This window comes from Streptomyces sp. NPDC052012 (assembly GCF_040689265.1).
Taxonomy (GTDB): domain Bacteria; phylum Actinomycetota; class Actinomycetes; order Streptomycetales; family Streptomycetaceae; genus Streptomyces.
The window spans coordinates 30,894-46,435 of the sequence record NZ_JBFAXA010000030.1 but is presented as its reverse complement, the minus strand read 5'-3'; the positions used below and the strand labels follow the sequence as shown (position 1 = coordinate 46,435).

The following is a 15,542-nucleotide window of genomic DNA, read 5'->3' as shown; positions in this document are numbered from 1 at the left end:
TATGAGCGATGACACGGAATCCGCAGGCACTTTGATAGACCGTCACATGCCTCAATGGCATTTCCGTGAACGGCATTGGGTGGCGGTGTCGGCGCCGCGCGAGGAGGTGCTGCGCGCCGCCCGGGAGATCACCTGGCGAGAGGCCCCGGTGGCCCGTTTCCTCCTCGCGTTCACCCGGAACAAGCTGCGGCCCGACGGCCGGGTGCTGGACGACTTCGCGATGGGCGGGGACACCGTACTGGCCCTGGCGGACGACGAGTTGCTGTACGGCGGCATCGGGTCGCAGGCCGGCCCGGTGCGACCCGAGCAGCCGATGCACGAGGCGCTGCGCGACTACGCGGAGCCCGGCTGCACGAAGGTCGTGTTCAATATGCGGTACGCCGGGGGAATTCTGTCGACGGAGACCAGGATTCTGGCCACCGACGAGCGGACCCGGCGCAGTTTCGGGCGGTACTGGAGGCTGATCAGGTTCCCGAGCGGAATCATCAGGATCGCCTTGCTGTCCGCCGTCAAGCGCCGGGTCGACATCCGGCCGGAACGTGCGAAGAATTAACTCCGGGCGTTCCTGACGAGTTCGATGAACCGGCCTGCCGTCGAGTTGCGATAGAAGTCCTGGGTGGTCACCTTCGGCAGGCCCTGTTCCCGCATTTCGCGGAGCACCCGGATGACCAGCAGGGAATTGCCGCCGAGTTCGAAGAAGTTGTCCTGGGCGGTGACGTCCGCGTTCAGGGCGTGGCCCCAGAGCTTCAGGATCTGCGCGGCCAGCGGGTCGTCGTCCTCGCCGGCGGATCCGGCGGTCACCGGGACACCGGCGGCGGGCGCGGACGGTGCGGGGGTGCCGGGGGCGGGCAGTGCGGCCGTGTCCACCTTGCCGTTGATGGTGAGCGGCAGGGCGTCCAGCTCGGTGACGGTCGCGGGGACCATGTAGGAGGGCAGCATGCCGCGGGCGTGGGCGAGCAGGTCGGCGGTGCCGGCCGGGCCGCGCAGGGTCACGTACGCGTCGATGCGGGCGGTGGCCGGGTCGCCGGGCACGTCGTGGCCGAGGACCGTGGCGGCGCCGGTGACCTCGGGGTGGCTGAGCAGCACGTTGCGGATCTCGTCCAGTTCGATGCGGTGTCCGCGCACCTTGACCTGGCTGTCCAGCCGGCCCAGGTGGTCGAGGCTGCCGTCGGGGCGCAGCCGGCCCCGGTCGCCGCTGCGGTAGATGCGGCCGCCGCCGTGGGGGTCGGTGACGAAGCGTTCGGCGGTGAGTCCGGGCTGTCCCAGGTAGCGGTCGGCGACGCCGGCCCCGCCGACGCAGATCTCCCCGGCCGCGCCGACCGGCAGTACCCGGCCGTGCGGGTCGCGCACCGACAGGGTCCAGCCGGGCAGCGCCGGGCCGACCCGCCTTCCCGCGGCGAGCACGTCGTGCGGGGTCACCGTGTGGGCGGTGACGTGGACGGTGGTCTCGGTGATGCCGAACATGTTCACCAGCCGGCAGGCGGTGTGGGAGTGCCGGGCGAACCAGGGGGCGAGCATCCGTACGTCGAGCGGCTCACCCCCGAAGATCACCAGCCGGAGGGCGAGCTCCGTGTCCGCGCGCCGGTCCGTCTCCACGAGCTGGGCGAAGGCCGACGGGGTCTGGTTGAGCACGGTGACCCGCTCGCGGGACAGCAGGTCGTGGAACTGCTCGGTGTCCCGGGTGGTCCAGTAGTCGACGACGACCAGGCGGCCCCCAGTGAGCAGACAGCCCCAGATCTCCCACACCGAGAAGTCGAAGGCGCTGGAGTGGAACAGGGTCCACACGTCGTCGCCGGTGAGCCGGAAGTCCTCGCGGGTGGCGTCGAGGAGGGCCGCGACGTTGCGGTGCGGCACGACCACTCCCTTGGGGCGGCCGGTGGATCCGGAGGTGTAGATGACGTAGGCGGGCGCCGAGGGGTCCTCGGGGCGGGGCGGCGCGGGCGGCTCGGCGGCGCCGAGGGCGCGCAGGGCGGCTGGGGTGATCAGGCGGGCGCCGGCCGGCTCGGGAAGGACGCCGTCGACGGCGACGACCACCTCGGCCCCGGCGTTGTGCACGGTGTAGCGCAGCCGCTCCGGCGGATGGCGCAGGTCCATCGGCACGTACGCGCAGCCCGCCTTGAGCACGCCGAGGAGGGTGACCACGAGGTCGGCGTCGCGCTCCAGGGCGACACCGACCATGGACCCGGGGGCGACCCCGAGGGCCCTGAGCCCGGCGGCGGTCCGCTCGGCACGGGCGTCGAGTTCGGCGTAGGTGAGGCGGGTGTTCCCGGCGGTGAGGGCGATCGCGTCGGGCCGCTCGCGGGCCACGTCGGCGAAGAGCCCGTCCACGGTGCGGGCGGTGGCCTCGGGCGGCCCGGCGGGAGGGGTGACGCCGAGCCGCAGCACGTGCTCCCGCTCCTCGGGCGTCAGCAGCTCCACCGTGTCGAGCGTGGCCTCGGGCCGGCCGGCCAGCTGACCGGCGACGTACGCGACATGGGCGGCGAACCGCTCGGCGACGTACGGGGCCAGGTCGCCGTGGTCGTGGTGCAGGACGGCGGAGACGGTGCCGTCGGGATGCCGGGTGGCGTGCAGCAGTCCGGGCAGGACGGGAGCGAGGTACGGCAGGTGACGCTGCCCGGGGATGCCGTCCTCGACGAGGACGCCGATGCCGGACAGCAGGCGGGGCGTGTCGCCGCCCGAGGCCGTGCGCTGCCGCCACTCGCCGGTGAACTCCACGGCCGTCCGCGTCTCGTCGACCTGTTCACCGGCGCCGTAGCGGGCGAGCACCAGGGCGACGGAGGCGTGGAGCACCGCCGTGTCGGCGGTCACCGCCGGCCCGCACAGCGGCACGGTCACCTCGCCGGCGCGGCCCGCCGCGGCGGGATCGCCGAGGCCCCACTCCAGTGAGGGCCGGCCGGCGTCGGCCGGCCGGGGCGTGCCCGCGTCGGCCGGCCGGTGTGCGAGCACCAGCGGGTCCGGGCTGCCGAAGGCGAGGTCACGGCGGGCGACCAGGACCAGCCGTGCTTCGACGTCAGGGTCACCGTCGGCGGGGCGCAGCAGCACGGCCCGCAGCGGCGGCCCGCCCCGCCGCAGCGGCCGTACGGCCTCCCTGCGGGCCCGGGCTCGGACCGCGTCGTCACCGGCTCCCCGGGGCAGGGTCTCCTCCCACAGCCGCAGCCCGTCCGGCTCGGGCAGGACTCCCGCCGCCCCGGCGCGCAGGCGCCGCCGCAGCGCGGCGGGATCGACGGGGCCCGGCATCCGGACCACCAGGCTGTGGCACGACGCGGCCTGACTTCGGGACATGGTCGGACTCCTGAGGTACGAGGCGGGATACGGGCTGATACGGGCGTATACGGGCGGATATACGGAGGGAAGGGCGCGGGGGCCGGGCGAGCGAGGGGCTCAGCGGGCGCTGAAGCCGCCGTCGACGGTGAGGGTGGTCCCGGTGACCTGGCGGGAGTCGTCGCCGGCCAGCCAGAGGGCCGCCCCGGCGATGTCCTGCGGCTCGATGAGGGCGTTCATCGGCTGCGACTGCACGAAGATCTCCTCGTGTTCGTCGACGTCGACATCCAGCGAGCGGGCGATCTCGGCGAGCATGCGGCCCTCGTGCAGCGGGTCGTCGCGCACGGAACCGGGGCACAGGGCGTTGACCCGCACCCGGAACGGCGCGTAGTCCAGGGCGGCGGCCTTGGTCAGCCCGATCAGTCCGTGCTTGGCGGCGACGTAGCCGGCGAAGTGCCGGTAGCCGACGAGCCCGGCGGTGGACGCCACGTTGACGACGCTGCCGGAGCGCTGCTCGATCATGGCGGGGACGAGGGCCTTCGTCATCCGCCAGGCGCCGGTGAGGTCGATACCGACCATCAGGTCCCACTCGTCCTCGGCGATCTCGTGCACGGCCTTGCCGGACGGGGCGGCGATGCCCGCGTTGTTGAGCAGCACGTCCACCGTGCCGAAGCGGTCCAGCGCGAGCCGGGCGACCCGGTCGACGGCCGCGGGGTCGCGCACGTCGGCGGTCGCGGTGACGACGGCGGCGCCGTGCGCCCGGCACAGCTCGGCGGTGTGGTCCAGCTGGCTGCCGCTGCCGAGCGGGTAGGGCACGCCGGGCAGGTCCTCGGCGACGTCGACGAGCACCAGGTCGGCGCCCTCGGCGGCGAACCGTACGGCGCAGGAGCGGCCGAGGCCGCGGGCCGCGCCGGTCACCACGGCGGTCCGGCCGTGCAGCCGGCCGCCGGCCGGGGCGTGGGCGCCGGCCGGGGCGTGGGCGGTGGACGGGGCGTGGGCGGTGGACGGGCCGAGCGCCGTGGTCATGAGAGCGCCCCCGCGCTGATCGCGTCGATCAGGGGCAGCGGGGACTCGGTGAGGTACATGTGCCCGCCGGGCAGTTCGGTGAGCCGGAAGGAGGCGGTGGTGGCCTGCCGCCACTCCTCCGCCTGGGCGCGGCTGACCAGGGCGTCGTCCGTGCCGCGCAGCGAGGTGATCGGGGTGCGCAGCGGCTCGTCGCTGTCGGGCTTGTAGTTCTCGTGCATCTCGACGTCGGCGCGCAGCACCGGCAGCAGCAGCTCCCGCATGTCCGGGTCGGCGAGCGCGTCGTGCTCGTACCCGGCGAACTCCTGGACACGGGCGAGGAACTCGTCGTCGGCGAGGCCGGTGGCGCGGTGGGCGCGGCCGGTCCAGGGGCCGGGCGAGCCGCTGACGTAGAGATGGGTCAGCGTCACGGCCGGGTCGCGTTCCAGGCGCCGGGCGAGTTCGAAGGCGAGGACGGCGCCGAGGCTGTGGCCGAGCAGTGCGACCGGCCCGGCCCCGGCCTGTTCGGCGGCGGTGCGGGCCAGGTGGTCGGCGGCGTCCGCGACGTCCCGCAGCGGCTCCTCGACGAACAGTTCCTCGCGGCCCGGGAGCTGGAGCGGGACGATGCGCGGCGCATGGCCGGGGAGGTCTTTCCAGGCGCGGTAGAAACCGGCGCCGCCTCCCGCGAAGGGAAGGCACAACAGGGAGTGGGTCATCAGCGGCATCGCTTTCTGGGAAGCGGCTTTCCGTGAGCAGCCGGCTGTCACGCTGTCATCGGCGCGGGGCAGGGGCAATGGGCGTTGCAGATAGCTGCCACCCCACCGCCCCTGCGCGCTCCCGGCGTCGTCAGGCGGCGTCCATGGCGTCGGCGAGGGACTTGGGACGCATGTCGGTCCAGTGGTCGTTGATGTAGTCGAGGGCGTCCTGCCGTCCGGTCTCGCCGTGCACCACGGTCCAGCCGGCCGGGACCTCGGCGAAGGCGGGCCACAGCGAGTGCTGGTTCTCGCCGTTGACCAGTACGAGGTAGCGGGCGTCGTCGTTCTCGAAGGGGTTGGTGGCCATCGTTCGTTCCGTCCTTTGCGGTGAGTGCGGTGGGTGCGGTGCGTACGGTGAGCGGTCCGCGCGGGTCACGCGGCCCGGGCCTTCAGGTGCTCGGCGAAGGCGGGGAGCCGGTCGACGCCCCAGAACTTGTCGAAGCCGACGATGAAGAAGGGCACGCCGAACACCCCGTCGCGGTGCAGCGAGTTCAGCGCCTTCAGGCCCTTCTCCCGGACGGCCGGGTCCTCGTGGGCCCGTTCCAGGACGACGGGGTCGACGCCGATCTCGCGGCCGATTCGGGCCATGGTCAGCGGGTCGGAGATGTCCTCGCCGAGCTCCCAGCGGGCCCGGTAGGCGGCGGCGATGAACTCGCGTCCGGCGCCGACGTCCTCGGCGGCGAGATAGGCGAGGTGGGAGACCTCCCAGCGCGGTGCGGGGTCCACCGGCCAGACCATCTCCAGGCCGCGGGCGCGGGCCAGCCGGCGCACGTCCTGGAGGATGTAGAGGTGCTTCTCCTTGGACATCGGGACGTACGGCAGTCTGACGTTGCCGCGCTCGAGTTCGTCCAGGGCCGGCTGGTCGGGCTCCCAGAACGGCAGCCACTCGATGCTGTCGGCCACGTCCGGGTAGTGCTCCAGCAGGTCCCGGTAGGCCATCCAGGAGTACGGGCTGCGGAAGGAGAAGTACCAGCGCGGTCCGCGTCGTGCCATCACCGCCTCCAACGGTCGTACGGAAAACAAGGAACGGGGGGTCAGATGGTGATGCCGCCGTCGATCTGGAGCACGGCGCCGGTGATGTACGCGGCCCGGTCCGAGACCAGGTAGGCGACCAGGTCGGCGACCTCCTCCGCGGTGCCCATGCGGCGCAGCGGGATGGCGGCGACGGCCTCCTTGCGGGCCTTGTCGTTCATCTCCGCGACCATGTCGGTGTCGATGAAGCCGGGGGCGACCGCGTTGACGCGGATGCCGGCGCGGCCGGTCTCCTTCGCCAGGGCGCGGGAGAAGCCGATGATCCCGGCCTTGGACGCCGAGTAGTTGGTCTGGGTGGCGTGGCCGTAGACCCCGGCGACGGAGGAGATGTTGACCACGGCTCCGCTGCGGCGCTTCATCATGCCGAACACCGCGGCGCGGCACACGTGGTAGACGCCGTCGAGGTTGGTGTCGATGACCTGCCGCCACTGGTCGTCGTCCATGAGGACGAGCGGGTTGTCGCGGGTGATGCCGGCGGCGGTGACGACGGCGTCGAGGGCGCCGAGCTCCTGCTCCGTCGCCTTGATCCAGGCGCGCACCGCGGCGGCGTCGGCGACGTCCACGCGGGTGCCGGTGATCGTCACGCCGAAGTCGTCGCCCTCCTTCTCCAGGGTGCGGGCGGCGGTGTCGTCCGAGCGGTAGCAGAAGGCGACGTGGAAGCCGTCGCGGGCGAGCGCCCGGACGGTGGCCCGGCCGATGCCGCGCGACCCGCCGGTGACGAGCGCCACCCGTGGGGTGCTGTCAGTCATGGATATCTCTCCTGATGGGATGTCAGGTGGTGTCGGGGCGCAGGGCGGAGGCGGGGCGGAAGGCCATGACGATGCGTTCCACGGTCATCACCGGTTCGCCGGCCGAGCGGCACTCGCCCTCGAACAGGACGGTGTCGTCGACCCGGCGGTCGAGCCGGACCCGGTGTTCGAGGACCTCCCCCGGCAGCACGGGGCGGTGGAAGGCGACGCCGGTCATGCCGCCGAACAGCATCACCTGGCCCCGGAGCACGTCCGGGTTGGGGTCGTCCCAGGTGGCGAGGACCCCGGCGGACTGGCACCAGGACTCCACCAGCAGGGTGGGCGGGTAGGCGAAGTCCTCCTCGGGGGTGTCCGGGCCGAGCTTCTCGTACCAGGGCTCGTTGCACGTCACCGCTTTCAGCGCGGTGAGCCGCTCGCCGGGTACGACGTCGACGAGGCGGTCCACCAGCAGCATCGGGAAGCGGTGCGGCAGCCGGGCCCGGATCTCGCGCTGGCCCGTCATGCCGCCGCCTCCCCGGCCGGCCGGCGGGTGTAGCGCAGCCGGACACTGGCGGCCGGTCCGCGCCCGGTGCTGAGCCGGGCGCGGCACTGCCAGTCGCCGGCCGGGGTCTGCTTCCAGGTCATGGCGATGTCCACCCGGTCGCCGGGGAAGACGGGCCCGGTGAACCGGGTCGACTCCACGGCGGCCAGCGCGGCGCCCTTGGCCGCGTCCGGCGCGGTCGCCAGGGCGCTCTGGTGGGTGCACTCCACGAGACAGACGCCGGGGAAGATCGGGAAGCCCGGGTAGTGGCCGGGGAGCACGGTCTCGGCGGCGTCCACCGTGAAGCGGGCCGAGGTGCTGAACTCCCCTGGCGCGGGCAGGACTTCGACCTGCCCGGCGAGCGGACTGGCGGCGATCATCAGGCGACCTGTGCCGTGTGGAGTTTGCCGAGGAGCAGCTCGTAGGCGCTCTGCAGGGTGACGATCTGCTTGAGGTCGGACTCCGGCAGCTTGATGCCGTACTTCTTCTCCAGGATGACGACGACCTCCAGGGCCATCAGGGAGTCGACCTCGAGGTCGTCGACGAAGCGGGCGTCGTCGGTCACCTCGGCGACGTCGACGTCGAGCACCTGGGCCACGAGGGCGCGCAGTTCTTCCTTGTCCAGCATGGTGGGTCCTTGGGGTCGAAGGCGGTCGAAGGCGGTCGAAGGCGGGTCGAAGGCTCGTCCGGTGGGGTGATCAGCGCAGGCCGAGCAGGGCGCAGCCGACGCTGCCGGTGCGGTCCACGGAGGTGATCAGGCCGATCCGGCCGGCGCTCTCGCCGGGCCGGTCCGCGGCGTACGACAGGAGCGCGGCGGCCTGGAAGGCGGCCGCGGCGGCGCCGGTGTCGCCGATCAGGCCGGTCGGCGTGAGGTCGGCGGGGTCCGCAGCGCCGAGCACCTCGCGCACGGCGTCGGCCTCTGCGGCGCCTTCCCGGCCGGGGGCGCCGGAGCGGGCGACGGCGGCCACCCGGTCCGGCTCCACGCCGGTGCGGCGCAGCGCCGAACGCAGACAGGTCACGAGGGCGGGACGGGGGTCGCCGTCGAGGACGACGCCGAGTTCGACGGCGAGGATCTCGGCGAGGACGGGCTGGGCGGGGTCGTCGGGCGCGTGCGGTTCCACCAGGAGCATCGCGCAGCCCTCGCCGAGCGGCGGGGTGGTCCCGGGTGTGCCGTCGCCGCTGTGGTGCTCCAGCCAGGCGCGGGCCGGGGAGAACTCCTCGGCGGCTCCGCACAGTACGGTGCGGGCCCGGCCGGAGGCGAGCAGCCGGCGCGCGTAGTTGAGGGCGTGCAGTCCGGCGGTGCGCCCGCCGGCGATGGTCGCGTTGGGGCCCTTGAGCTGGTACCAGATGGCGCTCTGCCCGGCCGCGCAGTTCATCACGGTGTTGGGGAAGCGTGCCGGGTCGACGAAGAAGGGCTGCTCGCCGGTGAGCGAGTCGCGGGTGAAGTCCATCATCGACTGGGCGCTGCCGGTGGTGGTGCCGAGGGCGAACGCGGCGCCCTCGCCGGTGCCGACGGCCCGGTTGCGTTCGGCGTCGTCCAGCAGCGCGCCGGCCGCGGTCACGGCGAGCCCGGTGACGCGGTCCATGGAGCGGGTGCCCTTCTTGCCGAGCACCTCGCGCACGCCGAAGGAGGGCACGAGGCAGCCGACGCCGTCGGGGGTGGTGCCGTGCTCGGCACCGAGTTCGGTGACGGTGCCGCGCCGCTCCCGCAGGCCCGCGGCGTACGCGTCCCTGCCGATGCCGTACGGCGACACGGCCGACCATGCGGTGATCACCGGGTGGCCGGTGCCCGTGGTGAGGGTGGTCATGACCGTCACGTGTTCCTTCCGTTCAGGGGATGAGGCTTGAGGGTGGGAGGGTGCGGGCGGCTCAGAGGAAGAAGACCATCCGGTAGTCCTTCCAGCGCGCGGCCACTTCGTCCTCCCGGGCCAGCCGGACGCCGGCGAGGGGCGGGCGGGGCGAGCCGAGCGCCGCGAGCGCCGGCTCCTCGACCCAGACGCCGACGTCCGCGTCCAGGAGGGTGCGCAGACCCGCTCGCGGATCGGTGACCGTGTCGACGACGCGGTCGCCGATCCGCAGCGGCGGGGGCGGGGGTGCGTCGAGGGCGTAGGTGACGGCGGTGCCGCGCAGCAGGACGTCCAGTCCGCCGAGCTGGCGGTGCAGTTCGGTGGCGAGGTAGAGCTCGTCGAAGAACTGCTTGTCCAGGGCGCCCCGGTAGCCGCGTTCCACGATGGCGAGGACCCGCTGCCCGCCCGCTGTCCGACCGTCCATCAGATCACTCCGATCAGCAGCGTCTTGGCGGCGGCGGCGACGTTGGCGGCGTATCCGGCGGGCGGCCGGAGCACCACCTGCGGCAGGTGCTCCGTGACCCCGCGGTCGTCGCTGCAGAAGCGGCAGCCGTACCAGTGCAGCCGGTCCGGGAAGGCCCCGAGCAGGTCCTCGGCCAGGCCCGGCAGGGACGGGTAGGTCCGGTTCCAGTCCGCCAGGTTGCGCGGCTTGTCCGGGCCCTGCGCACGCTGGGTCAGCAGTGTGGCGTAGCCGCACGTCCACACCTGGACGGCGGCGCCGCGCTCCAGCAGGGCCTGGGTGAGCCGCAGCGCACTGGTGACCTGGTCGCCGGCGTGCGGCGCGCCCATGAGGGTGAGCAGGACGTCGGTGTGCGGAATCTGCCTGGCCACTTAATGCCACACCACCCGGACCGCCGGATCGAGGATCCAGCCCGCCACCACGTCCATGCCGACGACGCGCAGCTCGGGCCGCAGGCCGGCGGTGTCCAGTCCGTGCTGGGCGAGCGAGAAGCTGTCCGCCGCGAGGACGCCGCCCTCCTTCTGGAACCGGTCCAGGTCGGCGTCGCTGCCCGGCACCGCGAGCACGACCCCGTCCTGGACCAGGAACAGCAGGGCGGACTCCCCGGTGATCACCTGGGTCACCGCGTCGCGCCGGAAGCCGGTGTCCGCGGCCCGCCCCTGGCTCTCGATGAGCAGCAGGCGCGGGGCGGTGCTCTCCCAGTCGGCCGCGTTCACCGCCTGTTCGGTCACGCCTGCGGCGCCTTGCCGTGCAGGGCGTCCAGGACGCGCTGGTCGAAGGTGACCAGCTTCCAGTCGCGGCGGTTCTCGATCAGGGCGTAGCCGTGGACGATGCGTCCGGTGGCGGTCTTCACCAGCTTGCCGTCGCGCAGCACGTACCAGTCCATGCGGGAGGTGTAGGTGAAGTCCTTGAAGACCTCCTCCACCGTGTAGACGGTGTACAGGTCCTCCTCCATCAGCGCCTCGTCGAGGATGCGGATGTCGGAGCGGGGGACGACGGGGATCCAGCGGCGGTCGTCCAGCAGGGTCTTGATGGAGATGCCCCGGTCGGCGACGAAGCGGTCCTTGCCCTCCTCCATCAGGCGGAGGTAGCCGGACATCTGGATGCGCTCGGTGAAGTGGCAGTAGGGGTAGGGGATGTTCCACTTCCACGCGTAGGCGTTCTGCCCGGCGGTCAGGGAGGCGAGGATCTCCTCCTCGGACGGGGCGGCGGTGCCCGGCTCGCGCTCGAGGTCGTCGCCGAGGCGGGCGACGGCGAACCGGGCGAGCTGCGCCGGCACCTCGCCGGCCGCCTCCAGGTAGGTGTCCGTGCGCAGCGAGACGCGGACCTTGGAGGTGACGGCCTTGTGGATCTCGCCGTCGCGCTCGAAGCTGATGGTGACCTTGAACCCGAGGGTGCCGTCGTCGTCCTTGGTCCAGGGCGCGACCTGCGCCTCGGCGACGTCGTCCATGTGGAAGGCGTGCAGGATGCGGGTGTCGATCGACACCAGGTCCAGGCCCAGGCCGTGCTCCTCGTACAGGGCGCGGGCGGGCAGGCCGGCCTGCCGGAAGTGGTCCAGGACGGCTTCCTCGACCAGGTAGTTGACGTGTTTGAAGCCGATCCAGGTGCAGATGTTGGAGCCCTCGTAGCGTGGGCGCACCTGCGTGCTGGTGGCGGTGTCGAGCAGGGCCTTGACGGCGGTGTCGGTGACGAGGGTCATCGCTGGGGCTCCAGGGCGTCGTGAGGGGCGGCTCCCCGCTGGAGGGGGAGGCCCAGGGTGGCGTGGACGAAGCTGCTCACCTCGGCGGCGAACTCCTCGGCCGCCTCGAGCATCGGGAAGTGGCCGCAGGACAGGACGCGGGCCGTGGCGTCGGGCAGGGCCCGGGCGAGGGCCACGCTCTCCTCGGCGCGGGCGGCGAAGTCGGTCTCGCCGCCGATGACGAGGGCGGGCACGGTGATCCGGCCGGTGTCCAGGGCGGGGGTGCGCAGGTACAGCTCGAAGAACCGCAGCCAGCCGTAGGGGCCGACCCGGTCGCGCACCCGGGTGCCCATGGCCCGCTGCACGTCGGCGGGGAGCCGGCCGCCCGAGTGGACGCGGATCCCCTCCTCCATGATCAGGTGGAAGTCGTTGAGGTAGTAGCTGATGGTGTTCCAGTCGAACTCGTCGGCGCCGGCCCGGTAGAAGGGCGAGACGAGGACGAGGGCCCGGATGCCGAGGCGGCGCGGCGCGTCGACGCCGCCCCGCTGCTTCTGGTCGAGCAGGTCCAGCAGGACGTTGGCCGCCATGGAGTGGGCGACCACCACCTCGGCGCCGCCGGGGACGGCCGCCAGGGCCTGGGCGAGCCGGCCGCGCAGGTTGGGCTCGTGTCCCCAGTCGGCGATGGTCTCGGGGCGCCAGGGCAGCCGGGCGGTCCACACCTGGCAGGCGTCCGGCAGCAGCGGCAGGGCGCGCTCCCAGACGCTGTCGTTGGCGGCCAGTCCGTGCAGCAGCAGGACGCGGGGGCCGGGGCCGTCGGTGCGTTGTTCGACGGCGACGGGCCGCAGGTCGATATGTGTGTTCACCGGGATCGTCTCCTCGTCGCCGTCAGGCGGCTTCGGGCGCGAGCAGCAGCAGGTCCGCACCGGCGTCGTGGTCCGCGCCGCCCGCCACGGCCCGCACCGGCTCGCGCCGGCCGGCGTCGAACCAGCCGACGGCGGCGGCGACCTGGAGCACCCCGAACGCTCCGGAGGCGCTGCCGAGGTGCGCGGGCAGCTCCCAGTGGCCGGGCTCGCGCGGTGCGTCGGCCGCCCTGCGGTAGGGGCCGAGCACGGCGCGGACGGTGGCGTGGCGCGCGGTGGCGGCCGTGCGGGCCTCCAGGACGAGCGCGGCTCCGCCGTCGACGGCCCGGCCGCCGCCCAGGAGCCGGCGTACGACCTCGTTGTCGGGTTCGACGCCGAGCACCAGGAACCGCTCGGCGCGGCCGGCCGCGATCATGGTGGCCGCCCAGTGCACGGCGTCCAGGCCGGACGTCTCGCCGTTGCAGACCATCAGGTTGGGGCCGCGCAGCCCGTAGCGGATGGCCGCGGAGGAGGCGATGACGTTGCTGGAGGCGTTGGGCAGGTCCATCGGGCTGGTGCCGGTGACGGTCTCCTCGCGGAGGGTGTCGAGGGCACGGGCCACGGTGTCGAGGTTGCCGAAGTTGGAGCTGGCGACGATGCCGGTGCTCCCGGCGGGCACGGTCAGGCCGTCCTCGCCGAGCAGTGCGGCGTCGCGCAGGGCGGCGGCGGTGAGGGCGTAGCCGAGCTGGGTGGCCCGGTCCTTGTAGCGCAGCCCCTTGCGGCCGACGTGGTCGGCCGGTTCGACGGGGGTGCCGCCGGGGGGCGGGCCGTCGGCGAGGGCCGCTACGGTGTCGGCGCCCGGCAGCAGGACGGCGGCGCCGGAGACCACCACGGTGGTCTCGGTGGTCGCTTCGGTCATCGGGTCCCCTCCACAAGGGCCACGGCGTTGATGCCGCCGAAGCCGAAGGCGTTGAGCTGTGCCACGCCCAGGTCGCGGCCGGTGGCGGCCTCGCCGGTGACGAAGCGGAACGGCGCCGCCTCCTCGACCGGGTCGTCGAGGCCCACGGTCGGGGGCACCCGGCCCTCCTGGAGGGCGCGGACGCCGATGATCAGGTTGATCAGTCCGGAGGCGCCGGAGGTGTGGCCGGTCATGGACTTGACGGCGGTCATCAGGGGGGCGGAGGCGTCCTCGCCGAGGACGTCGCGCAGGGCGGTGGCCTCGGCCTCGTCGTTGAGCAGGGTGCCGGTGCCGTGCAGCATCACCAGGTCGATGTCGGACGGCTTGACGCCGGCGATCCGGTGGGCGGCGCGCATGGCCTGGGCGATGCCGTCCGGGGAGGGCGCGGTGACGTGGTAGGCGTCGCAGTTGACGGCGACGCCGCGCAGCCGCCCGTGGACCCGGCGGGTGCCGTCGTCGGTGCGGCGCAGCACGATCGCGGCGGCGCCGTCGCCCATCAGCACGCCGGTGCGGTTGCGGTCGAAGGGCCGCACCCGGTCCGGGGGCTGCGGGTGGACGCGCTCCAGCAGCCCGTACATGGACTCGGTCAGCACGTCGACGCCGGCGACGATCACGGTGTCGGGGGCGCCGTCGCCCTCCTGGTCGAGCAGGTCGGAGGCGAGGGCCAGCGCGTACAGCGAGGCCGAGCAGGCGTTGGAGAAGGTGTGGGTGACGTCGGCGTTGAAGCGTTCGCGCAGCCCGGTGCCGAAGTGCAGCCCGGAGTCGGCGAACGGGGAGCCGTCGCGCCACCACAGCTCCAGCGAGCGCAGTTCCCGCAGGCCGGTGCCGACGAGGACGGGGATGCCGCTGAGGTCCTCGCCGAGCCCGGCGTCGGCGGCGGCCTGGCCGACCGCGTCGAGCAGCAGCCGGGTCGCTCTGCCGGGGACGTCGTGGCCGGGGGCCGGCCGGTCGTCGACCTCGTAGGCGTGCTGGGCGCGGAATCTGCTGCGGTCGAAGCCGCGCAGTTCGGCCCGGCCGCTGACGCCCCGGCACAGGGCGTCGAACAGTTCGCCGACGCCGGAGCCGGTGGCGGCGACTGCGCCCATGCCGACGATGGGGCGGTACGTCATGACGCCTCCCTGATCGCGTAGCTCGCGTCGTGACCGCCCGCGGCGTCACCCGCGCCGTGGTCCCCGTCGTAGCGGCCGAGCAGGACCGCCGCGTTGTTCCCGCCGAACGCCAGGCCGTTGTTCTGCACGATCCGCAGATCGGCGTCGACGGCCCGGTTGGGTACGCAGTCGACGTCGCACTCGGGGTCGGTGGTGACGTGGTTGATGGTGGGCGGGATGAAACGGTTCTGGATGGCCAGGGCGCAGCCGATGGCGCCCAGCGCGCTGGCCGCGCCCATGGTGTGGCCGAGCATCGACTTCATGGACACGGTGCGCGGCGGGGTGTCCCCGAACACCTGGCGGATGGCGCCCGCCTCGGTGATGTCGTTGGCCTTGGTGCCGGTGCCGTGCGCGGAGATGAGGTCCACCTCGTGCGGGGCGACGCCGGCGTTGTCGAGGGCGAGGCGCATCAGGCCGGCGACGCTGTCCTGGTCGGGGGCCACCTGGTGGTGGGCGTCGCAGTTCAGGCCGTAGCCGAGCACCTCGGCGTAGATGGTGGCGCCGCGCTCCAGGGCGGTCTCGAGCGGCTCCAGGACGAGGACGCCCGCGCCCTCGCCGGTGAGGATGCCCTTGCGGTCGACGTCGAAGGGCTGGCAGCGGTCCGGGGCGATGGTGCCGAGCCGGTAGAAGCCGGTGAACGTCTTGCGGCACATGGCGTCGGCGCCGCCGCAGAAGGCGAAGTCCGCCTCGCCGGAGCTGACGGCGTCGAAGCCGTAGCCGATGGCGTAGTTCCCCGCCGAGCAGGCGGTGGGGACGGTGAGGGCCTCCACGTCGCTGAGGCCCAGTTCCTGCGCGATGGCCACCGACAGCCGCCCGGCCGGCACCCGCCGGGCGGCCGCGGGGTCGAACGCGCCTGTTCCGTGGGCGAGTTCGCTCTCGACCAGCTGGTCGAGGTCGTAGCTCTCGCCGTCGGTGGTGCCGATGGAGATCAGCCCGCGCCGGGCGCGCAGCCAGGTCGGGTCGAGTCCGGAGTCCTCCAGGGCCATCCGGGCAGCCGCCGTCGAGAACTGCGCGGCCCTGCCGAGCTGTTCCACCTCCAGCGTGCTGATCCAGTCCCGCGGTTCGAAGTCCGTGATCTCGCACCCGTTCGCGTGGGCGAAGCCCTCGGTGTCGAACACGGTGATGGGCCGGGCACCGCTGCGGCCCTCGCGGAGTCCCTGGAGGAACTCCTTCGCGCCCAGTCCGATGCTGGAGACCACCCCGAGTCCGGTGAGGACCACCCGGCGCCGCTCCGGACGCCTCCGGCCGGTGCCGCTCACTGCCGTCGTCATGCCAACCTCCCAGTCCGCGCGA

General features: G+C 73.4%; 19 protein-coding genes. 1 reads left to right on the top strand and 18 read right to left on the bottom strand.

Translation table 11 applies throughout. The features are described from left to right. Positions 1-46 precede the first annotated feature (46 nt). Positions 47-553, top strand: a complete 507-nt coding sequence (locus AB0412_RS31970; protein WP_366406090.1) for a hypothetical protein — start codon at positions 47-49, stop codon at positions 551-553. Here the strand turns inward: AB0412_RS31970 and AB0412_RS31965 are convergent. The 18 genes from AB0412_RS31965 to AB0412_RS31880 form a co-directional block, all read right to left on the bottom strand. Continuing rightward, a complete protein-coding gene (locus AB0412_RS31965; protein WP_366406089.1) occupies positions 550-3,282 on the bottom strand; it encodes an amino acid adenylation domain-containing protein in 2,733 nt (910 codons plus the stop codon). The two genes, AB0412_RS31970 and AB0412_RS31965, sit on opposite strands and share 4 nt — an antisense overlap. 99 nt (positions 3,283-3,381) lie before the next feature. Further along, positions 3,382-4,287: an SDR family oxidoreductase gene (locus tag AB0412_RS31960; RefSeq protein WP_366406088.1), complete on the bottom strand. Its 906-nt coding sequence runs from the start codon at positions 4,285-4,287 to the stop codon at positions 3,382-3,384. Then, positions 4,284-4,988: an alpha/beta fold hydrolase gene (locus AB0412_RS31955; protein WP_366406087.1), complete on the bottom strand. Its 705-nt coding sequence runs from the start codon at positions 4,986-4,988 to the stop codon at positions 4,284-4,286. The genes AB0412_RS31960 and AB0412_RS31955 overlap by 4 nt, the downstream gene beginning before the upstream one ends. A 121-nt stretch (positions 4,989-5,109) precedes the next feature. Further along, positions 5,110-5,325, bottom strand: a complete 216-nt coding sequence (locus AB0412_RS31950; RefSeq protein ID WP_366406086.1) for an MbtH family protein — start codon at positions 5,323-5,325, stop codon at positions 5,110-5,112. A 65-nt stretch (positions 5,326-5,390) separates the two neighbouring features. Continuing rightward, on the bottom strand, positions 5,391-6,011 hold the full coding sequence (locus tag AB0412_RS31945) for a DsbA family protein (protein WP_366406085.1): 621 nt from the start codon (positions 6,009-6,011) through the stop codon (positions 5,391-5,393). A gap of 41 nt (positions 6,012-6,052) precedes the next feature. Continuing rightward, positions 6,053-6,799, bottom strand: a complete 747-nt coding sequence (fabG, locus tag AB0412_RS31940; RefSeq protein WP_366406084.1) for a 3-oxoacyl-[acyl-carrier-protein] reductase — start codon at positions 6,797-6,799, stop codon at positions 6,053-6,055. A 22-nt stretch (positions 6,800-6,821) separates the two neighbouring features. Continuing rightward, a complete protein-coding gene (locus AB0412_RS31935) occupies positions 6,822-7,301 on the bottom strand; it encodes a beta-hydroxyacyl-ACP dehydratase (RefSeq protein WP_366406083.1) in 480 nt (159 codons plus the stop codon). Beyond that, the gene (locus AB0412_RS31930; RefSeq protein ID WP_366406082.1) at positions 7,298-7,699 is read right to left on the bottom strand and encodes a hypothetical protein; all 402 of its coding nucleotides are present in this window, start codon (positions 7,697-7,699) and stop codon (positions 7,298-7,300) included. The genes AB0412_RS31935 and AB0412_RS31930 overlap by 4 nt, the downstream gene beginning before the upstream one ends. Continuing rightward, positions 7,699-7,947, bottom strand: a complete 249-nt coding sequence (locus AB0412_RS31925) for an acyl carrier protein (RefSeq protein ID WP_366406081.1) — start codon at positions 7,945-7,947, stop codon at positions 7,699-7,701. Before AB0412_RS31925 ends, AB0412_RS31930 begins: the two co-directional genes overlap by 1 nt. 70 nt (positions 7,948-8,017) lie before the next feature. Further along, positions 8,018-9,127: a beta-ketoacyl synthase N-terminal-like domain-containing protein gene (locus AB0412_RS31920; RefSeq protein WP_366406080.1), complete on the bottom strand. Its 1,110-nt coding sequence runs from the start codon at positions 9,125-9,127 to the stop codon at positions 8,018-8,020. 61 nt (positions 9,128-9,188) lie between these two features. Further along, the gene (locus AB0412_RS31915; protein ID WP_366406079.1) at positions 9,189-9,590 is read right to left on the bottom strand and encodes a hypothetical protein; all 402 of its coding nucleotides are present in this window, start codon (positions 9,588-9,590) and stop codon (positions 9,189-9,191) included. Continuing rightward, complete coding sequence (locus AB0412_RS31910) at positions 9,590-9,997, bottom strand: hypothetical protein (protein ID WP_366406078.1); 408 nt, start codon at positions 9,995-9,997, stop codon at positions 9,590-9,592. Before AB0412_RS31910 ends, AB0412_RS31915 begins: the two co-directional genes overlap by 1 nt. Then, a complete protein-coding gene (locus AB0412_RS31905; protein WP_366406077.1) occupies positions 9,998-10,357 on the bottom strand; it encodes a hypothetical protein in 360 nt (119 codons plus the stop codon). It lies immediately after the preceding gene. Continuing rightward, positions 10,354-11,325, bottom strand: a complete 972-nt coding sequence (locus AB0412_RS31900; protein WP_366406076.1) for a hypothetical protein — start codon at positions 11,323-11,325, stop codon at positions 10,354-10,356. Before AB0412_RS31900 ends, AB0412_RS31905 begins: the two co-directional genes overlap by 4 nt. Continuing rightward, positions 11,322-12,167, bottom strand: coding sequence for an alpha/beta fold hydrolase (locus AB0412_RS31895; protein ID WP_366406075.1), 846 nt, complete (start codon positions 12,165-12,167; stop codon positions 11,322-11,324). Before AB0412_RS31895 ends, AB0412_RS31900 begins: the two co-directional genes overlap by 4 nt. 22 nt (positions 12,168-12,189) lie before the next feature. Continuing rightward, the gene (locus AB0412_RS31890) at positions 12,190-13,062 is read right to left on the bottom strand and encodes a beta-ketoacyl synthase N-terminal-like domain-containing protein (RefSeq protein WP_366406074.1); all 873 of its coding nucleotides are present in this window, start codon (positions 13,060-13,062) and stop codon (positions 12,190-12,192) included. Further along, a complete protein-coding gene (locus AB0412_RS31885) occupies positions 13,059-14,210 on the bottom strand; it encodes a beta-ketoacyl synthase N-terminal-like domain-containing protein (RefSeq protein WP_366406073.1) in 1,152 nt (383 codons plus the stop codon). The genes AB0412_RS31890 and AB0412_RS31885 overlap by 4 nt, the downstream gene beginning before the upstream one ends. Then, entirely contained in the window at positions 14,207-15,520 is a 1,314-nt protein-coding gene (locus AB0412_RS31880) for a beta-ketoacyl-[acyl-carrier-protein] synthase family protein (protein ID WP_366406072.1), read from the bottom strand. Before AB0412_RS31880 ends, AB0412_RS31885 begins: the two co-directional genes overlap by 4 nt. Positions 15,521-15,542: the final 22 nt, after the last annotated feature.